General features: G+C 71.7%; 15 protein-coding genes and 2 pseudogenes. 6 read left to right on the top strand and 11 right to left on the bottom strand.

The genetic code is table 11. The annotated features are described in order from the left end of the window. The 4 genes from AB0B40_RS06225 to AB0B40_RS06240 form a co-directional block, all read right to left on the bottom strand. A partial coding sequence (locus tag AB0B40_RS06225; protein WP_362263220.1) for an ATP-binding protein occupies window positions 1-2,344 on the bottom strand: 2,344 nt, incomplete at its 3' end. Between the two features lie 261 nt (window positions 2,345-2,605). Then, window positions 2,606-2,929, bottom strand: a complete 324-nt coding sequence (locus AB0B40_RS06230; protein WP_030656141.1) for an STAS domain-containing protein — start codon at window positions 2,927-2,929, stop codon at window positions 2,606-2,608. Between the two features lie 158 nt (window positions 2,930-3,087). Next, entirely contained in the window at window positions 3,088-3,936 is an 849-nt protein-coding gene (locus tag AB0B40_RS06235; RefSeq protein WP_345056129.1) for a 3-hydroxyacyl-CoA dehydrogenase family protein, read from the bottom strand. A gap of 121 nt (window positions 3,937-4,057) precedes the next feature. Then, window positions 4,058-4,495, bottom strand: a complete 438-nt coding sequence (locus tag AB0B40_RS06240; RefSeq protein ID WP_362263223.1) for a hypothetical protein — start codon at window positions 4,493-4,495, stop codon at window positions 4,058-4,060. A gap of 162 nt (window positions 4,496-4,657) precedes the next feature. Between AB0B40_RS06240 and AB0B40_RS06245 the strand changes: the two are divergent. The 3 genes and pseudogenes from AB0B40_RS06245 to AB0B40_RS06255 all read left to right on the top strand — a co-directional run. After that, window positions 4,658-4,993: pseudogene (locus tag AB0B40_RS06245) on the top strand (ABC transporter ATP-binding protein); the annotation flags it as partial. A 40-nt stretch (window positions 4,994-5,033) separates the two neighbouring features. After that, a pseudogene (locus AB0B40_RS06250) lies at window positions 5,034-5,204 on the top strand (ABC transporter permease); the annotation flags it as partial. A gap of 57 nt (window positions 5,205-5,261) precedes the next feature. After that, window positions 5,262-5,834 (top strand): cob(I)yrinic acid a,c-diamide adenosyltransferase, encoded by a 573-nt coding sequence (locus AB0B40_RS06255; RefSeq protein WP_345056133.1) that lies wholly within the window; start codon window positions 5,262-5,264, stop codon window positions 5,832-5,834. 14 nt (window positions 5,835-5,848) lie between these two features. On the opposite strand, the gene AB0B40_RS06260 is transcribed toward AB0B40_RS06255, so the two are convergent. After that, complete coding sequence (locus AB0B40_RS06260; RefSeq protein ID WP_345056134.1) at window positions 5,849-6,352, bottom strand: DinB family protein; 504 nt, start codon at window positions 6,350-6,352, stop codon at window positions 5,849-5,851. Further along, window positions 6,349-6,951 carry a hypothetical protein gene (locus AB0B40_RS06265; RefSeq protein ID WP_345056135.1) on the bottom strand — a complete coding sequence of 201 codons (603 nt, stop codon included), beginning with the start codon at window positions 6,949-6,951 and terminating at the stop codon, window positions 6,349-6,351. Before AB0B40_RS06265 ends, AB0B40_RS06260 begins: the two co-directional genes overlap by 4 nt. A 150-nt stretch (window positions 6,952-7,101) precedes the next feature. On the opposite strand from AB0B40_RS06265, the gene AB0B40_RS06270 reads away from it, so the two are divergent. The 3 genes from AB0B40_RS06270 to AB0B40_RS06280 all read left to right on the top strand — a co-directional run bounded on the left by AB0B40_RS06270 (window position 7,102) and on the right by AB0B40_RS06280 (window position 10,895). Next, complete coding sequence (locus tag AB0B40_RS06270) at window positions 7,102-8,274, top strand: histidine kinase (protein ID WP_345056136.1); 1,173 nt, start codon at window positions 7,102-7,104, stop codon at window positions 8,272-8,274. Next, on the top strand, window positions 8,271-8,912 hold the full coding sequence (locus tag AB0B40_RS06275; protein ID WP_345056137.1) for a response regulator transcription factor: 642 nt from the start codon (window positions 8,271-8,273) through the stop codon (window positions 8,910-8,912). Before AB0B40_RS06270 ends, AB0B40_RS06275 begins: the two co-directional genes overlap by 4 nt. Before the next feature lie 126 nt (window positions 8,913-9,038). Next, entirely contained in the window at window positions 9,039-10,895 is a 1,857-nt protein-coding gene (locus AB0B40_RS06280) for a glycoside hydrolase family 18 chitinase (RefSeq protein ID WP_362263228.1), read from the top strand. Between the two features lie 30 nt (window positions 10,896-10,925). On the opposite strand, the gene AB0B40_RS06285 is transcribed toward AB0B40_RS06280, so the two are convergent. From AB0B40_RS06285 to atpA, 5 genes are all read right to left on the bottom strand, one after another. Further along, complete coding sequence (locus AB0B40_RS06285; protein WP_345056141.1) at window positions 10,926-11,372, bottom strand: DUF2550 domain-containing protein; 447 nt, start codon at window positions 11,370-11,372, stop codon at window positions 10,926-10,928. Window positions 11,373-11,526: 154 nt separating this feature from the next. Beyond that, window positions 11,527-11,901: a F0F1 ATP synthase subunit epsilon gene (locus AB0B40_RS06290; RefSeq protein ID WP_030610105.1), complete on the bottom strand. Its 375-nt coding sequence runs from the start codon at window positions 11,899-11,901 to the stop codon at window positions 11,527-11,529. A gap of 110 nt (window positions 11,902-12,011) precedes the next feature. Then, entirely contained in the window at window positions 12,012-13,448 is a 1,437-nt protein-coding gene (gene atpD / locus AB0B40_RS06295) for a F0F1 ATP synthase subunit beta (protein ID WP_345056144.1), read from the bottom strand. Then, window positions 13,448-14,365 (bottom strand): F0F1 ATP synthase subunit gamma, encoded by a 918-nt coding sequence (locus AB0B40_RS06300; RefSeq protein WP_345056145.1) that lies wholly within the window; start codon window positions 14,363-14,365, stop codon window positions 13,448-13,450. The genes atpD and AB0B40_RS06300 overlap by 1 nt, the downstream gene beginning before the upstream one ends. A gap of 21 nt (window positions 14,366-14,386) precedes the next feature. Next, on the bottom strand, window positions 14,387-15,979 hold the full coding sequence (gene atpA, locus AB0B40_RS06305) for a F0F1 ATP synthase subunit alpha (RefSeq protein ID WP_345056146.1): 1,593 nt from the start codon (window positions 15,977-15,979) through the stop codon (window positions 14,387-14,389). Between the last annotated feature and the right edge of the window lie 123 nt (window positions 15,980-16,102).

Here is a 16,102-nt window from a genome sequence, read left to right on the forward strand (position 1 = left end):
CGCCCGTCGAGCCGCCGCCGGTGGTGCCCCCCGTCGGGCCCGTGGTGCCGCCGGTCGAGCCACCCGGCGTACCGCCGCTCGGCGAGCCGCTCGATCCCGACGGCTCGGGCGGCTCGGACGGTGAGCCGGAGGGCGAGTGGGGGCCGGACGGGGCGACGCTCTCGGACGGCTGGGCCGTGTCCGCCGGCGGCGGCGGGTCGTCGGCCGTGCCGTACGTGCCGTCGGCCCCCGGCGAGGTCGGCCGGACGGCCGCCGTGCCGGCGCCGCCGTCACCGCCGGTGCCGGTCGGGTCCGCGCCGGAGCCGCCGTCTTCCAGGCCCTGCTCCGCCGAGGGGTTGACCTCGACCTTGCCCGCCGGGTTCCGCTCGCCGTCCGGGCCGGACGCCATGCCGAGCGTGATGACCGTGCCGAGCACGGCGGCGAGCAGCGCGCCGGAGCCGACCGCCACCAGGTTGCGCCGGACCATGCTCCGCAGGCCGCCGCTCCGCGCCCCGGCCCGCGGCAGCTGCTGGGTGACGCGTGCGTCGCCCGCGGGGGCGTACGGCATCGGTGCCGGCTCGTCCTGCCCCACCTCCGGCACTTCCTCCGCCGTCAGCGCCGGCATCCCGGGCGCCTCGCCGGCGCGGTCGGCGAGCAGCGCCAGGGCCCGGCGGCCGGCGACCGCGCCCCGTTTGTCGGCGAGGGCGCCGCGCAGGGCGCCCGACGCCTCCAGCTCGGCACGCGCCCGGTCGAGCTGTCCGGCGCAGAGCGCGAGGATGCCCAACTCGTGGTGGAAATAGGCTTGATCAGACACCTCGCCGGACAGCCGGGAGGCCTCCGCGCCGGACCGCAGGGCCCGCTCCCAGGCACTCCAGTCGAGTCCGGCGGCGAAGGCGGGCGCGGCGGTGCGGGCCAGTCGTACGGCGCCGCTCTCCTCGCCCTCGGCGGGCGGCTCCGTGCGCGGCACCACGGCGGCCAGCGCGGCCAGCACCGCGTCGGCCTCGGCGCACACGCGTTCCGGGGTGACCGAGGGGTGCGCGGCCCACCAGGCGTAGTGCTGGGCCGCGGCGAGGGCGTGCTCGGCGGCGTCGGCGGCGTATCCGGCGGCCTCCAGCTGGGTCAGCACACCGGCCGCGAGCCGGTAGCGGGAGCCGACCGGGGAGACCAGGCCGCAGCCCGCCAGCTCGCCCAGGGCGGCGTCGGCGTGGGTGTCGCCGACCAGCGCGGGCAGGTGCGCCTGGTGGGGTATCTCGCCGCCGAGGGCGACCGCGAAGCGGAGCGCGGCGCGGGCGGAGGGGGTGAGCCGGGAGGCGAGCAGCGGGGCGGGGGCCGCGGCCTCGCCGAGGGGCGGCAGCGCGACGTCCTCCCCCGGCTCCGCGGACACGGCGGCCTCCAGGTCCGCGGGCAGGTCCGCGGCCGGGCGTACGACCTCGAAGACGCCGTACTCGTCCACCGCGCCGGTGCCGGCCCGCAGCCGGTCGCGCTGCCGGAGCAGGGCGCCGGCCTGGACGAAGCGCAGGGGCAGCCCCTCGGACTCGAACCACAGGTCACCGGCCCAGTTGGCCTCATCCTCGGTGAGCACCCGGCCGACGGTGCGCTCCAGGATCTCCACGCCGGCGGCGCGGTCGAGGCCGGCGAGGAAGACCTCCTCCACCTCCGACTCGGCCGAGGGCGCGGGCACGTCGGGGGTGGCGCCGAACAGGAACGCGCACTCGGGGGTGGCGTCGAGCAGTTCGTCCAGGGCGGCGCCGCCGAACTCCAGGTCGTCCAGGACGACCACCGCGCCGATCTCCCGGACGCCGGCCATGAGTTCGTCCTGGTCCGGGCGGTACCGGGGGGCGTCGTGGACGGCGTGGAACAGGTCGTGCAGCAGATCGCCGGGGGCCCGGCGGAAGCCGTTGAGGCGGACGACGCCGTCGGGGGCGAGGTCGAGGCAGTCCTCGGCGACCAGGTCGAGCAGGGCGGTGCGGCCGGAGCCGGCCGGCCCGGTGAGGCGGACCGAGCGGCCGCGGGCGAGGAGGCGGGCCAGGCGCTCGCGTTCGTCCTGGCGTTCCAGCAGGGGCTGTGCGGGCCGTGCGGGGCCCGGCGGCACGGGCGGGTGGGCGGCGCGTCCGGTCTCGGCACGCTCGTCGGCGGTGCGCTTGCGGGGCCTGCCGGGGCGCTCGGCCGGCGGGCAGGGTTCTATCTCGCTGCCGTCGACCGGGTTGACGGTCAGCTGGAGGTCACCGGCGACGAGCTGTGCCATGCGGGCGGGCGCGGGCGAGCCGGTGGCGAAGTCGGAGGTGAGGGATTCCCGGGGCGAGCGTCGGCCGTGCGCCTGGCCGTGCGCCTCGGATCCCGCGGTGATCGGGTCGATCGGGTCCATGGTTCCAGCCCCCCAAAGAGCGTCGTGTGCCCGTGTTCCGGCCCTCCCGGCCTTGTCGCACACGGTGCTGACGCTGCTGGTCCGGGCCCGCTCGGTCGAGGGTTGCGAGGTGGCGGGCGACCGCACCCTAAACCTTCGCTCAGTGTCTCCGACAGGGCGGGGTGCCGTGCGGTCCGAGACGTCACGGTCTCAGGAGGATTGCCCCCGCGCGTTTCGGTGTGCGCCGGCTCCCGCGTCGCCCGGCGCACCGCCGGGTACGCCCTACACGCGGGGCAGCGACTCCACCCCGATGCCGCCCTCGATGGCGAGGATGCGGTGCAGCCGGGTGGCCACCAGCAGGCGCTGCATCTGCGGGGGGACGCCGCGCAGCACCAGGCGGCGCCCGCAGCGGCCGGCCCGCCGGTGGGCACCCATGATCACCCCGAGTCCGGTGGCGTCCCAGGAGTCCAGTTCGGACAGGTCGAGCACCAGGTCGCCGACTCCGGTGTCGACGGCCGAGTGCAGGGCCGTACGGGCGTCCGCCGCGCTGCGGACGTCGAGGCGGCCCCCGACGACCAGCTCGGCGTGGTCGCCCCTGATGTACATATGCGCTCCCCGTTGAGTGCGGTTGGCGTACTCGGTGACGGTGCTGTGCAACGTCTGACTGTGCGGGTGGCGGTGCGGTTGCTGTTTGTAAGCGAACCGATACCGAATTCACCCCTGGGAGTGACACTCCTGGGATGGTCGTGCGTGGACGGGTTGACTCAGTACGTGTAGAAGCCCTGCCCGCTCTTGCGGCCGATGTCACCGGCGTCCACCATCCGGCGCATCAGCTCCGGCGGGGCGAACTTCTCGTCCTGGGTCTCGGTGTAGATGTTGCCGGCGGCGTGCAGCAGGATGTCCACACCGGTGAGGTCGGTGGTGGCGAGCGGGCCCATGGCGTGGCCGAAGCCCAGCTTGCAGGCGACGTCGATGTCCTCGGCGGTCGCGACACCGGACTCGTAGAGCTTGACGGCCTCGACCACGAGGGCGGAGATCAGCCGGGTGGTGACGAAGCCGGCCACGTCGCGGTTGACGACGATGCAGGTCTTGCCGACGGACTCGGCGAACTCCCGCGCGGTGGCGAGGGTTTCGTCGCTGGTCTTGTAGCCGCGCACGAGTTCGACGAGCTGCATCATCGGCACGGGCGAGAAGAAGTGCACACCGACGACCCGTTCGGGGCGCTCGGTGACCGCCGCGATCTTGGTGATCGGGATGGCGGAGGTGTTGGAGGCGAGCACGGCGTCCTCGCGCACGAGCTTGTCGAGCGCGCGGAAGATCTCGTGCTTGACCTCCAGCTTCTCGAAGACGGCCTCCACCACGACGTCCGCGTCCGCGGCGGCGTCCAGGTCGGTGGTCGGGGTGATGCGCGCGAGGGCGGCCTCCGCGTCCTCGGCCGCCAGTCTGCCCTTGCCGACGAACTTGTCGTAGCTGGCCTTGATTCCGTCGGTGCCGCGCCTGAGCGCCTCGTCGGTGACGTCCCGCAGGACGACCTCCCAGCCCGCCTGTGCGGCGACCTGGGCGATGCCCGAACCCATGAGACCGGCCCCGATGACGGCGAGCTTCCGTGCCACTCCGACTCCCTCGAACGCGCTCCAAGTCTGCTTCTCCGGCGGACCCTAGCGCTCCGGCGGCGCTGTGTGAGCGGTTAGTAACGCGTGTCACGGTCTCGGGGCGTGAGACACCGGTCACGTCTCATTTGACGGACTTGGCCGCCCTTGCGCCGGCCGGCCCGGCGGGGCTCCGGCGACGGCGGCGACGGCGTCCGGAGCGGCAATGCCTCGCGCTCGCACGTCGGTTGACGTCCCATGAGCCCGGACCGGCGCGTTCGGGGCGCCACCGGACAGCGTAGTGCAGGACCCTTTCGCCCGGCAGGTCCTCGATGCCGTCGAGGAGGGCGAGTACCTCTCGTGACACTTCGCCCGGTTCGCGGCCCTTGACCATCTCGCGCCCGATGACCGCCATGACCGTGCCGTGGACCCAGCCGATCTGACCAGCCATCAGGTCCGGCAGCTCGTCGCCGCCCGCGGCGCGGGTCTCCTCGCGCGGCGCCCGCGCCAGGTCGGCCTGGACTTCCTGGGTCACCGCCCACACCCGGGAGCGCAGGACGGGCGCCTCCTCGACGACCTTCATGAAGGCGGCGTGTCCGGGGAACAGGCCGACCCGCGGCGAGACGGCCTCCACGTCCTCGCGCGGCTCGTGCAGGACCGCGGCGGCGGCCGGCTCCCCGTCCGGACGGCCCCGGACCCAGCTGGGCCAGCCGGCCGGCCATGCCGGCCGGCCGGTCGAAGAAGACGCCGGGTCAGCGGCTGTGTCGCCCCGGCCGGCGGGGCCGACCCGCGGATCACCGTCCGGGAGGAACTGGTCACCCCGGGGCGGATGTACCGCCTGCCCGGGGCCGAGGCGGTCGCACGGGCCGGGGAACCGGCCCGGGAGCCGGACCTCACCGGTCTCCCGGACCACGGGACCGGCGCGCTCTCGGGCGCTCGGCGCCGCCGGCTCGACATCGCGACGGCCCTCACCCACCGCCCGGGGGCGCTGTTCCCGGACGAGCCGACGACCGGCCTGGACCTGATCACCCACTGCCTGGACGCGGCCCACGCCCTCGCCGACCGCCTGGTGATCGTCGACCGGTCCGCCGCCGTACAGGGCCGCGAGAACACGCTGCCGGCTCGCCCTGCTGCCCGGCCGGGTCCCGCGGGACGCCACGGTGTTCGTCTTCCCGTCCGGGCTGGTGCCGGCCGCGCTCGTGACGGGCCTGCGCGCGCCGCCGGCCGGTGTGCCGGTCGGCCTCGTCTTCGTCGCGCTGCTCACGCTCTCGCCGGCCTCGGTGTCGTACGCGCCGTGTCGACCGGGACTCGGGTGTTCCGGACGGCCGGGACGTAACTACGCTGACCGTATGGTCAATCTGACGCGCATCTACACCAGGACCGGCGACCAGGGCACCACCAGCCTCGGCGACATGAGCCGGGTACCCAAGACGGACCTGAGGATCTCCGCCTACGCGGACGCCAACGAGGCCAACGCGGTGATCGGCACCGCCCTCGCGCTGGGCGGCCTGGAGGCGGAGATCGTCGCGGTCCTCACCCGTGTCCAGAACGACCTGTTCGACGTGGGCGCGGACCTGTCGACACCGGTGGTCGAGAACCCGGAGTTCCCGCCGCTCAGGGTGGAGCAGTTCTACGTCGACCGGCTGGAGGCCGACTGCGACCGCTTCAACGAGCGGCTGGAGAAGCTGCGCTCCTTCATCCTCCCGGGCGGCACCCCGGGTGCGGCCCTCCTCCACCAGGCGTGCACGGTCGTACGCCGGGCCGAGCGCTCCACCTGGGCGGCCCTGGAGGTGCACGGCGAGACGATGAACCCGCTCACCGCGACCTACCTCAACCGCCTCTCGGACCTGCTGTTCATCCTGGCCCGCACCGCCAACGGGGAGGCCGGCGACGTGCTGTGGGTGCCGGGCGGGGAGCGCTAGGGCTCCCCGCCCGGTCAGTCGCCGGTGCGGCCGTCGGCCAGTTCGCGCAGGATGTCGATGTGGCCGTTGTGCCGGGCCGTCTCCTCGATGAGGTGCAGCAGGATCCAGCGGAGGTCGACCGGCTCGGCGTCGCCCCGCCCGCGCCGCGCCTTGGTGTCCAGGGCGTGCGCGGCGATCAGCTCGTTGTGCCGGGCGGTCTCCGCGGCGTACTCGTCGAGCAGCCGGGACAGCGGGAAGTCGACGGCGATGCGCATCTCGCGGTCGGGGTCCTCGTCGGTCCAGGGGCCCTCGTCCTCCTCCCCGAGGAAGACGACCCGGAACCAGTAGTACTCGACCCAGCGCAGATGGTTGACCAGTCCGCTCAGGGTCATCAGCGGCGAGCCGGGGAGCGGCGCCTTGCGGGCGTCCTCGTCCGAGAGTTCCTCGCACTTGGCGCGCGCGGTGGCGCGGACGTAGTCGAGGAAGGTGGTCAGCTGGGTGCGCTCGTCCCAGGCGGGAGGCATGTCTGTACGTGTCATCGACGCGATGGTCTCCCGGCGCCCGCCTCGGTGTCGACCGTATTTCCGTCACCGCCGCCCCCGCCCCCGGGCCGGCGCCCGGGGAAGAGGGTGTAGCTGACGGCGATGACGACGTTGATGCCGATCAGCCACAGCATGCGCTGCTGCCACGCCCGCAGCGAACCGGTGTCGCCGGCACCGCCGACGTACCAGACGGCGCCCTGGAGCAGGACCAGCGCGACAGCCGAGGCGAGGATCCAGCGGCCCGCCACCTTCCACTCGTGGACGGTGCGGGCCGTGCCGTACTTCGGGGGCTTCGCCGGGGGCGGGCCGCCGGCGAAGCGGTGGGCCACCCGGGCGTCGGCCCACTTGACGGTGGAGTGGCCGAGACCGACGGTGAAGCCGATGTAGACGGCGGCGAGGCCGTGCCGCCAGTCGGGCTCGGCGCCGTTCTTCAGGTCGATCGCCGTGACCGTGAACAGCACGATCTCCAGCAGCGGCTCGCACAGCAGCAGCGCCAGGCCGGTGCGCGGCATCCGCAGTCCGTACCGGAAGGCCAGTCCGGCTGCCAGCAGCACCCAGAACGCCACCTCACAGGCGATGATCAGTCCGACGATCACGGTCCGCTCCCCTCGTCCACCCCTCCAGGCTCCCGGCCCGCCGGGCCGGTTTCGTCGTCGGCGCAGACGAACCCGCCGTAAGCGAAAGTCGCAGTCGGCCCCCTCCCCCGGGACCAGGCGGGCCGGCGTGGAGCCGTGTTGGATGGGGGCATGGCCCGTGCCCTTCCCCGCCCGCACCGCGACGACCTGTGGATCGCCGTGGGCGGACTGCTCGGCGGTGTGCTGCTGTGGGCGCTCGGCGTCCGTCCGCGCCTGCCCTCCGACAGCACCGTGCTGTGGGCGGCGCCCTGGGCCCCGCTGCTGCCGCTGGCGGTGACCGCCGCCTGCGAGCCGCTGCGCCGCGTCCGGCCGCGCACCGGCCTGCTGCTCGGCACCGCCGCGCTGGCCCTGGACACGGTGACCCTCGGCAGCATCGTCACGCTGGTGCTCTACACCGACCTGGTGTACGCGGCCGTCCTGTACGGCACCCCGGCAGCGGCGCGTCGCATCCCGTGGATCGCCGGGATGCTGACGGTCCTCAGCGGCGTCGTCCCCGCGGCCCTGCTGCGCGATCCGCAGGGGCTGCTGATCGGGGTGGGCGTCGGGGTCGTCGCACTGGCCCCCGCCAGCACCGGCGCGCTCGTGCGCAACCACCGCGACGCCGCCGAGGCCGCCCGGCTGCGCGCCGACCAGACCGCGCTGCTGGCCGAGATGGACCGCACGCACGCGGTGGCCACGGAACGGACGAGGGTGGCCCGGGAGTTGCACGACATGATCGCCAACCATCTGTCGGCCATCGCCATCCACTCGACGGCCGCCCTGTCCCTGGACGACCCGAAGACCTCCGAGCAGGCGCTGACGGTGATCCGGGAGAACAGCGTGGCGGGGCTGGACGAGATGCGGCGGCTGATCGGCATCCTGCGGGACGGCTCCGGCGACCGGCGGCCCATGGCATCGCCCACTCTCGACGGCCTCGCCGCCCTGGCCGAGGGGTTCCGCGCGGGCGGCCTGGACGTCCGGCTGGACGCCGGGCACGGGCAGGTGCCCGCGCCGGTCGGGCTGGCCGTGTACCGGATCGTGCAGGAGTCGCTGACCAACGCGCTCAAACACGCGGCGGACGGCCCGGTGCTGGTCGGTCTGCGGCAGGACGGCGACTCGCTGTCGGTGCGGGTGACCAGCCCGTACCGGCCCGGTGACCGGCCGCGCGCCCCGGGCTCGGGCGCCGGGCTCACCGGGATGCGCGAGCGGGCCGCACTGCTCGGCGGCCGGTTCGAGGCGGGCGCCGAGGACGGTGCGTGGTGCGTACGTGCCGAACTCCCGCTCACCGGGGGAGATCCCGCATGATCCGTGTCCTGGTCGCCGAGGACCAGTCCGCCGTACGCGCCGGGCTGGTGCTGATCCTGGGCAGCGCGCCGGACATCGAGGTGGTCGGCGAGGCGGAGGACGGCGAGCGGGCGGTGGAACTGGCCCGTGCCCTTCTGCCCGACCTGGTGCTGATGGACGTTCAGATGCCCCGTCTGGACGGGGTGACCGCGACCCGGCGGATCGTCGCCGAGCGGCTCGCGGACGTCCTCGTGCTGACCACCTTCGACCTCGACGCGTACGTGTTCGGGGCGCTGCGGGCGGGGGCGGCCGGGTTCCTGCTCAAGAACACCGAGGCGCGGGATCTGCTGGAGGCGGTGCGGACGGTGGCGCGCGGGGAGGGGATCGTCGCACCGGCCGTGACCCGGCGGCTGATCGCCGAGTTCGCCGCGGCGCCCGCACGGGGGGCGGAGGCCGATCCGGCCGTGCTGGAGAGCCTCACCCGGCGGGAGCGGGAGGTATGGGCCCGGGTCGGCGAGGGGCTGTCGAACGCGGAGATCGCGGCCCTGCTGGACATGGCGGAGGGCACGGTGAAGACGCACGTCAGCCGGTTGCTGGCCAAGCTGGGACTGCGCAGCCGGGTGCAAGCGGCGGTACTGGCCCGGGAGTTGGGGCTGTAGCGAGACGGCATCCAGAGTGGTCCAGACCTATTGACCTGTGGTCCAGACCTTTCTACCCTCGCAGCACCGTGGGGCGTGAAGGCTCAGTCATGCCCCTGACACCTCCAATGACGAGGGAGGCGCAGCATGCGCTTCAGACACAGAGCCGCGGCAGGGTTCGCGACCCTGCTGCTCCCCCTGGCCGGCCTGGCCGGGCTCGAGAATCCCGCCCAGGCCGCGACGTGGGGGTCCCCCCGCTCGAGCGCAGCCGAGAGTGGGGGAGCCACGGCGAGCTTCACCAAGACCAGCGACTGGGGAACCGGCTTCGGTGGTCAGTGGACCGTCAAGAACACCGGCTCCAGCAGCATCAGCTCGTGGACCGTCGAGTGGGACTTCCCCTCCGGCACCTCCGTCACCTCCGCGTGGGACGCGGACGTCACCGGTTCCGGCACCCACTGGACCGCCAAGAACAAGTCCTACAACGGCACCATCGCCCCCGGTGCCTCGGTCTCCTTCGGCTTCAACGGCGCGGGACCCGGCTCCCCGTCCAACTGCAAGCTCAACGGCGACAGCTGCGACGGCACCACGGTCCCGGGTGACGCGGCCCCCTCCGCCCCCGGCACCCCGACCGCCTCCTCCGTCACCGACACCTCGGTCAAGCTCAGCTGGGGCGCGGCCACCGACGACAAGGGCGTCAAGAACTACGACGTCCTGCGCGACGGCACCAAGGTCGCCACGGTCACCACCACCTCGTACACCGACACCGGCCTGACCGCCGGCACCGACTACTCCTACACCGTGCAGGCCCGCGACACCGCCGACCAGACCGGTCCGGCCAGCGGCGCGGTCAAGGTGCACACCACCGGCGGCGGCACCACTCCCCCGCCCACCGGCGACAAGGTCAAGCTCGGCTACTTCACCGAGTGGGGCATCTACGGCCGGAACTACAACGTCAAGAACCTGGTGACGTCCGGCTCCGCCGCCAAGATCACGCACATCAACTACGCCTTCGGCAACGTCACCGGCGGCAAGTGCGCGATCGGCGACTCCTACGCCGACTACGACAAGGCGTTCACCGCCGACCAGTCGGTCAGCGGCGTCGCCGACACCTGGGACCAGCCGCTGCGCGGCAACTTCAACCAGCTGCGCGAGCTGAAGGCCAAGTACCCGAACCTCAAGGTGCTGTGGTCCTTCGGCGGCTGGACCTGGTCCGGCGGCTTCGCGGACGCGGCCAAGAACCCGGCGGCCTTCGCCCAGTCCTGCTACGACCTGGTCGAGGACCCGCGCTGGGCCGACGTCTTCGACGGCATCGACATCGACTGGGAGTACCCCAACGCCTGCGGCCTGACCTGTGACACCAGCGGCGCGGCGGCCTACAAGAACCTGATGTCCGCGCTGCGGGCCAAGTTCGGCTCCGGCAACCTGGTCACCTCCGCCGTCACGGCCGACGGCTCCGCCGGCGGCAAGATCGAGGCCGCCGACTACGCGGGCGCCGCCCAGTACGTCGACTGGTACAACGTGATGACGTACGACTTCTTCGGCGCCTGGGACGCCAAGGGCCCGACCGCCCCCCACTCCCCGCTCACCTCGTACAGCGGCATCCCGAAGGAGGGCTTCACCACCGCCGACGCGCTGGCGAAGTTCAAGGCGATCGGCGTCCCCGCGAAGAAGCTGCTCATCGGCATCGGCTTCTACGGCCGCGGCTGGACCGGCGTCACCCAGGACGCCCCGGGCGGCACCGCCACCGGCCCGGCCGCCGGCACCTACGAGCAGGGCATCGAGGACTACAAGGTCCTGAAGTCGTCCTGCCCGGCCACCGGCACCGTCGCCGGCACCGCGTACGCGCACTGCGGCAGCAACTGGTGGTCCTACGACACCCCCGCCACCATCGCGAGCAAGATGGCCTGGGCCAAGAACCAGGGCCTCGGCGGCGCGTTCTTCTGGGAGTTCAGCGGCGACACCAGCAACGGCGAACTGGTGAACGCCATCAGCAGCAACCTGTAACGACGCTCTGGGAATGTCCGCAGTACGGCACTAGGCAACATTGACGCGCTGACCGGGCGGGGCTGCCTCCAGCCACGCGAGGAATCCGGTCAGCGCGTCTTCGCTCATGGCGAGTTCCAGGCGGGTGCCCCGGTGGGTACAGGCCAGCACCACCGCGTCGGAGAGCAGCGCCAGCTCCTCCTCGCCCTCGGGCAGCCGGCGCCCGTTCACCTCGATCTGCGCGCGCTCCAGGACCCGGCGGGGCCGGAAGGCGTAGGAGAAGACCCGGTACCACTCGATGCGGTCGCCGTTGTAGCGGGCGACGCCGTAGCTCCAGCCCTTGCCGCCCGTGTCCGGTTTCTCGGGTACGTCCCAGCGCAGCGAGCAGTCGAAGGTGCCGCCGGAGCGCTGGATGAGCCTGCGCCGCAGCCCGAACAGGAACAGCCCCACCACGGCGAGCGCGACCACGATTCCGCACACAGTCAGAGCGAGGACCATCGGCACCGACCTCCTCGTCTCCCGGGCAGCTGCGCTGCGCTTGTCACTGAGTAATGAAACCTAAAAAACACCCACATCTGCCTCAGCCGCGACCGGCACCGGATTGCTCCGGGCCGGCCGCGGCTGAGTGACGTCAACGTACAGCGCGGCTGGTTCAGCGCGCCGTCGCAGCGCGCAGTCGGACGTCCGCGCGGCGTTCGGCGGCGGCGTCGCCCTCCGCCTTCGCGCGCTCCAGCTCCCGCTCCGTGCGCTGGACATCGATCTCGTCCGACAGTTCGGCGATCTCGGCCAGCAGGGACAGCTTGTTGTCCGCGAACGAGATGAAACCGCCGTGCACCGCGGCGACGACCGTTCCACCTTCACTCGTACGGATGGTCACCGGGCCCGACTCCAGCACACCGAGCAGCGGCTGGTGACCGGGCATGACGCCGATGTCGCCGGACGTGGTGCGCGCGACGACCAGGGTGGCCTCGCCGGACCAGACCTGGCGGTCGGCGGCGACCAGCTCGACGTGCAGCTCAGCAGCCAAGAGTGGCTCCTCGGGTCACCACCCGGCGGTTCTGCCGGGTGTTGGGGTCAATTCTAGAGGGCGTGGGTGAGGGGGCGGGACGCGCCCGCCCCCTCACGCGAGCACGAGGCTCAGGAGACGCCCAGCTCCTTGGCGTTGGCCTTGAGGTCCTCCAGGCCACCGCACATGAAGAACGCCTGCTCGGGGAAGTGGTCGTACTCGCCGTCGCAGATCGCGTTGAACGCGGCGATCGACTCGTCGAGCGGCACGTCCGACCCGTCCACGCCGGTGAACTGCTTGGCGACGTGGGTGTTCTGGGACAGGAAGCGCTCCACACGACGGGCACGGTGGACGACGAGCTTGTCCTCCTCGCCCAGCTCGTCGATACCGAGGATCGCGATGATGTCCTGGAGGTCCTTGTACTTCTGCAGGATCGTCTTCACGCGCATGGCCGCGTTGTAGTGATCCGCCGAGATGTAGCGCGGGTCCAGGATCCGGGACGTGGAGTCCAGCGGGTCCACGGCCGGGTAGATGCCCTTCTCGGAGATCGGACGGGACAGAACCGTCGTCGCGTCGAGGTGGGCGAAGGTGGTGGCCGGGGCCGGGTCGGTCAGGTCGTCCGCGGGGACGTAGATCGCCTGCATCGAGGTGATCGAGTGACCGCGGGTCGAGGTGATGCGCTCCTGGAGGAGACCCATCTCGTCGGCCAGGTTCGGCTGGTAACCCACCGCGGACGGCATACGGCCGAGCAGCGTGGAGACCTCGGAGCCGGCCTGCGTGAAGCGGAAGATGTTGTCGATGAAGAACAGCACGTCCTGCTTCTGGACGTCACGGAAGTACTCGGCCATGGTGAGGCCGGCCAGCGCGACGCGCAGACGGGTGCCCGGGGGCTCGTCCATCTGACCGAAGACCAGCGCGGTCTTGTCGATGACGCCCGAGTCCGACATCTCCTCGATGAGGTCATTGCCCTCACGGGTGCGCTCACCGACACCGGCGAACACGGAGACACCGTCGTGGTTGTTGGCGACGCGGTAGATCATCTCCTGGATGAGCACCGTCTTGCCGACGCCGGCGCCACCGAACAGGCCGATCTTGCCGCCCTTGACGTACGGGGTGAGCAGGTCGATGACCTTCACGCCCGTCTCGAACATCTCGGTCTTCGACTCGAGCTCGTCGAAGTTCGGGGCCTTGCGGTGGATCGGCCAGCGCTCGCCGTCGTACTGCTCGTCGACGTTCAGCACCTCACCGAGGGTGTTGAACACCTTGCCCTTGGTGAAGTCGCCGACGGGGACGGAGATGGCGGAGCCGGTGTCCGTCACGGCGGCCTGGCGGACCAGACCGTCGGTGGGCTGCATGGAGATGGTGCGGACCAGGCCGTCACCCAGGTGCTGGGCGACCTCCAGGGTCAGCGTCTTCTTCTCGCCCTCGTTCGCCGGGTCGGCGACCTCGACGTGCAGGGCGTTGTAGATCTCCGGCATCGCGTCGACGGGGAACTCCACGTCGACGACCGGGCCGATGACCCGGGCGACGCGGCCCGTAGCCGTCGCGGTCTCAACTGTGGTGGTCATTATCGGTCACTCCCCGCGGTCGCGTCGGCGAGGGCGCTCGCGCCACCGACGATCTCGCTGATTTCCTGGGTGATTTCGGCCTGGCGGGCCGCGTTGGCAAGACGGGAGAGCGTGTTGATCAGCTCGCCCGCGTTGTCGGTGGCCGACTTCATCGCGCGCCGCGTGGCGGCGTGCTTCGAAGCGGCCGACTGGAGCAGCGCGTTGTAGATGCGGCTCTCCACATAGCGCGGCAGCAGGGCGTCGAGGACGTCCTCCGCCGACGGCTCGAAGTCGTACAGCGGGAGGATCTCCCCCTTGGGGGCGGCCTCCTCGGCGACCTCTTCGAGCCGCAGCGGCAGCAGCCGGGCGTCGAGCGCCGTCTGCGTCATCATCGAGACGAACTCGGTGAAGACGATGTGGAGCTCGTCCACACCACCCTCGGCCGTCTCCTTCTCGATGGCCTCGATCAGCGGCGCCGCCACCTTCTTGGCGTCCGCGTACGTCGGCTCGTCGGTGAAGCCCGTCCACGACTCCGCGACCTTGCGCTCACGGAAGTTGTAGTGGGCGACACCGCGCCGGCCGACGATGTACGTGTCGACCTGCTTGCCCTCGCGCTCCAGGCGCTCGGTCAGCTGCTCCGCCGCCTTGATGGCGTTGGAGTTGAAGGCACCGGCCAGACCGCGGTCGCTCGTGAGGAGCAGGACCGCGGCACGGCTCGGGTTCTCCGTCTCCGTGGTGAGCGGGTGCTTGGTGTTCGAACCCGTACCGACCGCCGTGACCGCGCGGGTCAGTTCCTGCGCGTACGGCGTGGAGGCCGCCACCTTGCGCTGCGCCTTGACGACGCGCGAGGCGGCGATCATCTCCATCGCCTTGGTGATCTTCTTGGTCGCGGTGACGGATCGGATGCGACGCTTGTAGACCCGGAGCTGGGCTCCCATGAGTCAGGTCCCTTCCTTACGTCACTTGGCGGCAGCGGCAGGGGTGTCCTCGCCGAGCAGCTTGCCGTCCGACGTCTCGAACTGCTTCTTGAACTCCGCGATCGCGTCCGCGATGGCCGTGAGGGTGTCGTCGGACATCTTGCCGCCCTCCCGGATGGAGGTCATGAGGCCCTGCTCCTTGCGGTGCAGGTACTCCAGCAGCTCCTTCTCGAAGCGGCGGACGTCGGCGACCGGCACGTCGTCCATCTTGCCGGTGGTACCGGCCCAGACGGAGACGACCTGGTCCTCGGTGGACATCGGCTGGTACTGGTCCTGCTTCAGCAGCTCGACCATGCGCTGACCGCGCTCCAGCTGGGACTTCGAGGCGGCGTCCAGGTCGGAACCGAAGGCGGCGAACGCCTCCAGCTCACGGAACTGCGCGAGGTCGACGCGGAGCCGGCCGGAGACCTGCTTCATCGCCTTGTGCTGCGCGGAACCACCGACTCGAGAGACGGAGATACCGACGTTCAGCGCGGGGCGCTGACCGGCGTTGAACAGGTCCGACTCCAGGAAGCACTGGCCGTCGGTGATGGAGATGACGTTGGTCGGGATGAACGCCGAGACGTCGTTGGCCTTGGTCTCGACGATCGGCAGACCGGTCATCGAACCGGCACCCATCTCGTCGGAGAGCTTGGCGCAGCGCTCCAGCAGACGGGAGTGCAGGTAGAAGACGTCACCCGGGTAGGCCTCACGGCCCGGCGGGCGGCGCAGCAGCAGGGACACGGCGCGGTAGGCGTCGGCCTGCTTCGAGAGGTCGTCGAAGATGATGAGGACGTGCTTGCCCTCGTACATCCACTGCTGGCCGATGGCCGAACCGGTGTACGGCGCCAGGTACTTGAAGCCGGCCGGGTCGGACGCCGGGGCGGCGACGATGGTCGTGTACTCCAGGGCGCCGTTCTCCTCCAGCGCGCGGCGCACGCCGGCGATGGTGGAGCCCTTCTGGCCGATGGCGACGTAGATGCAGCGGACCTGCTTCTTCGGGTCGCCCGAGCGCCAGTTGTCGCGCTGGTTGATGATCGTGTCGACGGCCAGGGCGGTCTTGCCGGTCTGGCGGTCACCGATGATCAGCTGGCGCTGACCGCGGCCGATCGGGGTCATCGCGTCGACGGCCTTGTAGCCGGTCTCCATCGGCTCGTGCACCGACTTGCGCTGCATGACCGTGGGGGCCTGCAGCTCGAGGGCGCGGCGGCCGGACGTCTCGATCTCGCCGAGGCCGTCGATCGGGTTGCCGAGCGGGTCGACGACGCGGCCGAGGTAGCCCTCGCCGACCGCGACGGAGAGGACCTCACCGGTGCGGTGCACCGGCTGACCCTCCTCGATGCCGCTGAACTCACCGAGTACGACAGCACCGATCTCGCGCTCTTCCAGGTTCAGCGCGAGACCGAGGGAGCCGTCCTCGAACTTCAGCAGCTCGTTCGCCATGGCCGAGGGCAGGCCCTCGATCTTGGCGATACCGTCGCCGGCGACGGTGACCGTACCGACCTCCTCGCGCGAGGCCGCGTCCGGCTTGTACGACTGGACGAAGTTCTCCAGCGCGTCCCGGATCTCCTCCGGCCGGATCGTGAGCTCCGCCATCTGGGTTCCCTGCTCTCCTTGTTGGGCCCGAAGTTTCACTTGGGGGGATGGGGACTCCCCCCATCAGGAGGTGAATCCTCTGCACGGCCCAACCGGGCCGTCGTAAGTACGTACTGCTTTTCT

Source organism: Streptomyces sp. NPDC042638 (assembly GCF_040647235.1).
GTDB lineage: Bacteria > Actinomycetota > Actinomycetes > Streptomycetales > Streptomycetaceae > Streptomyces > Streptomyces rameus.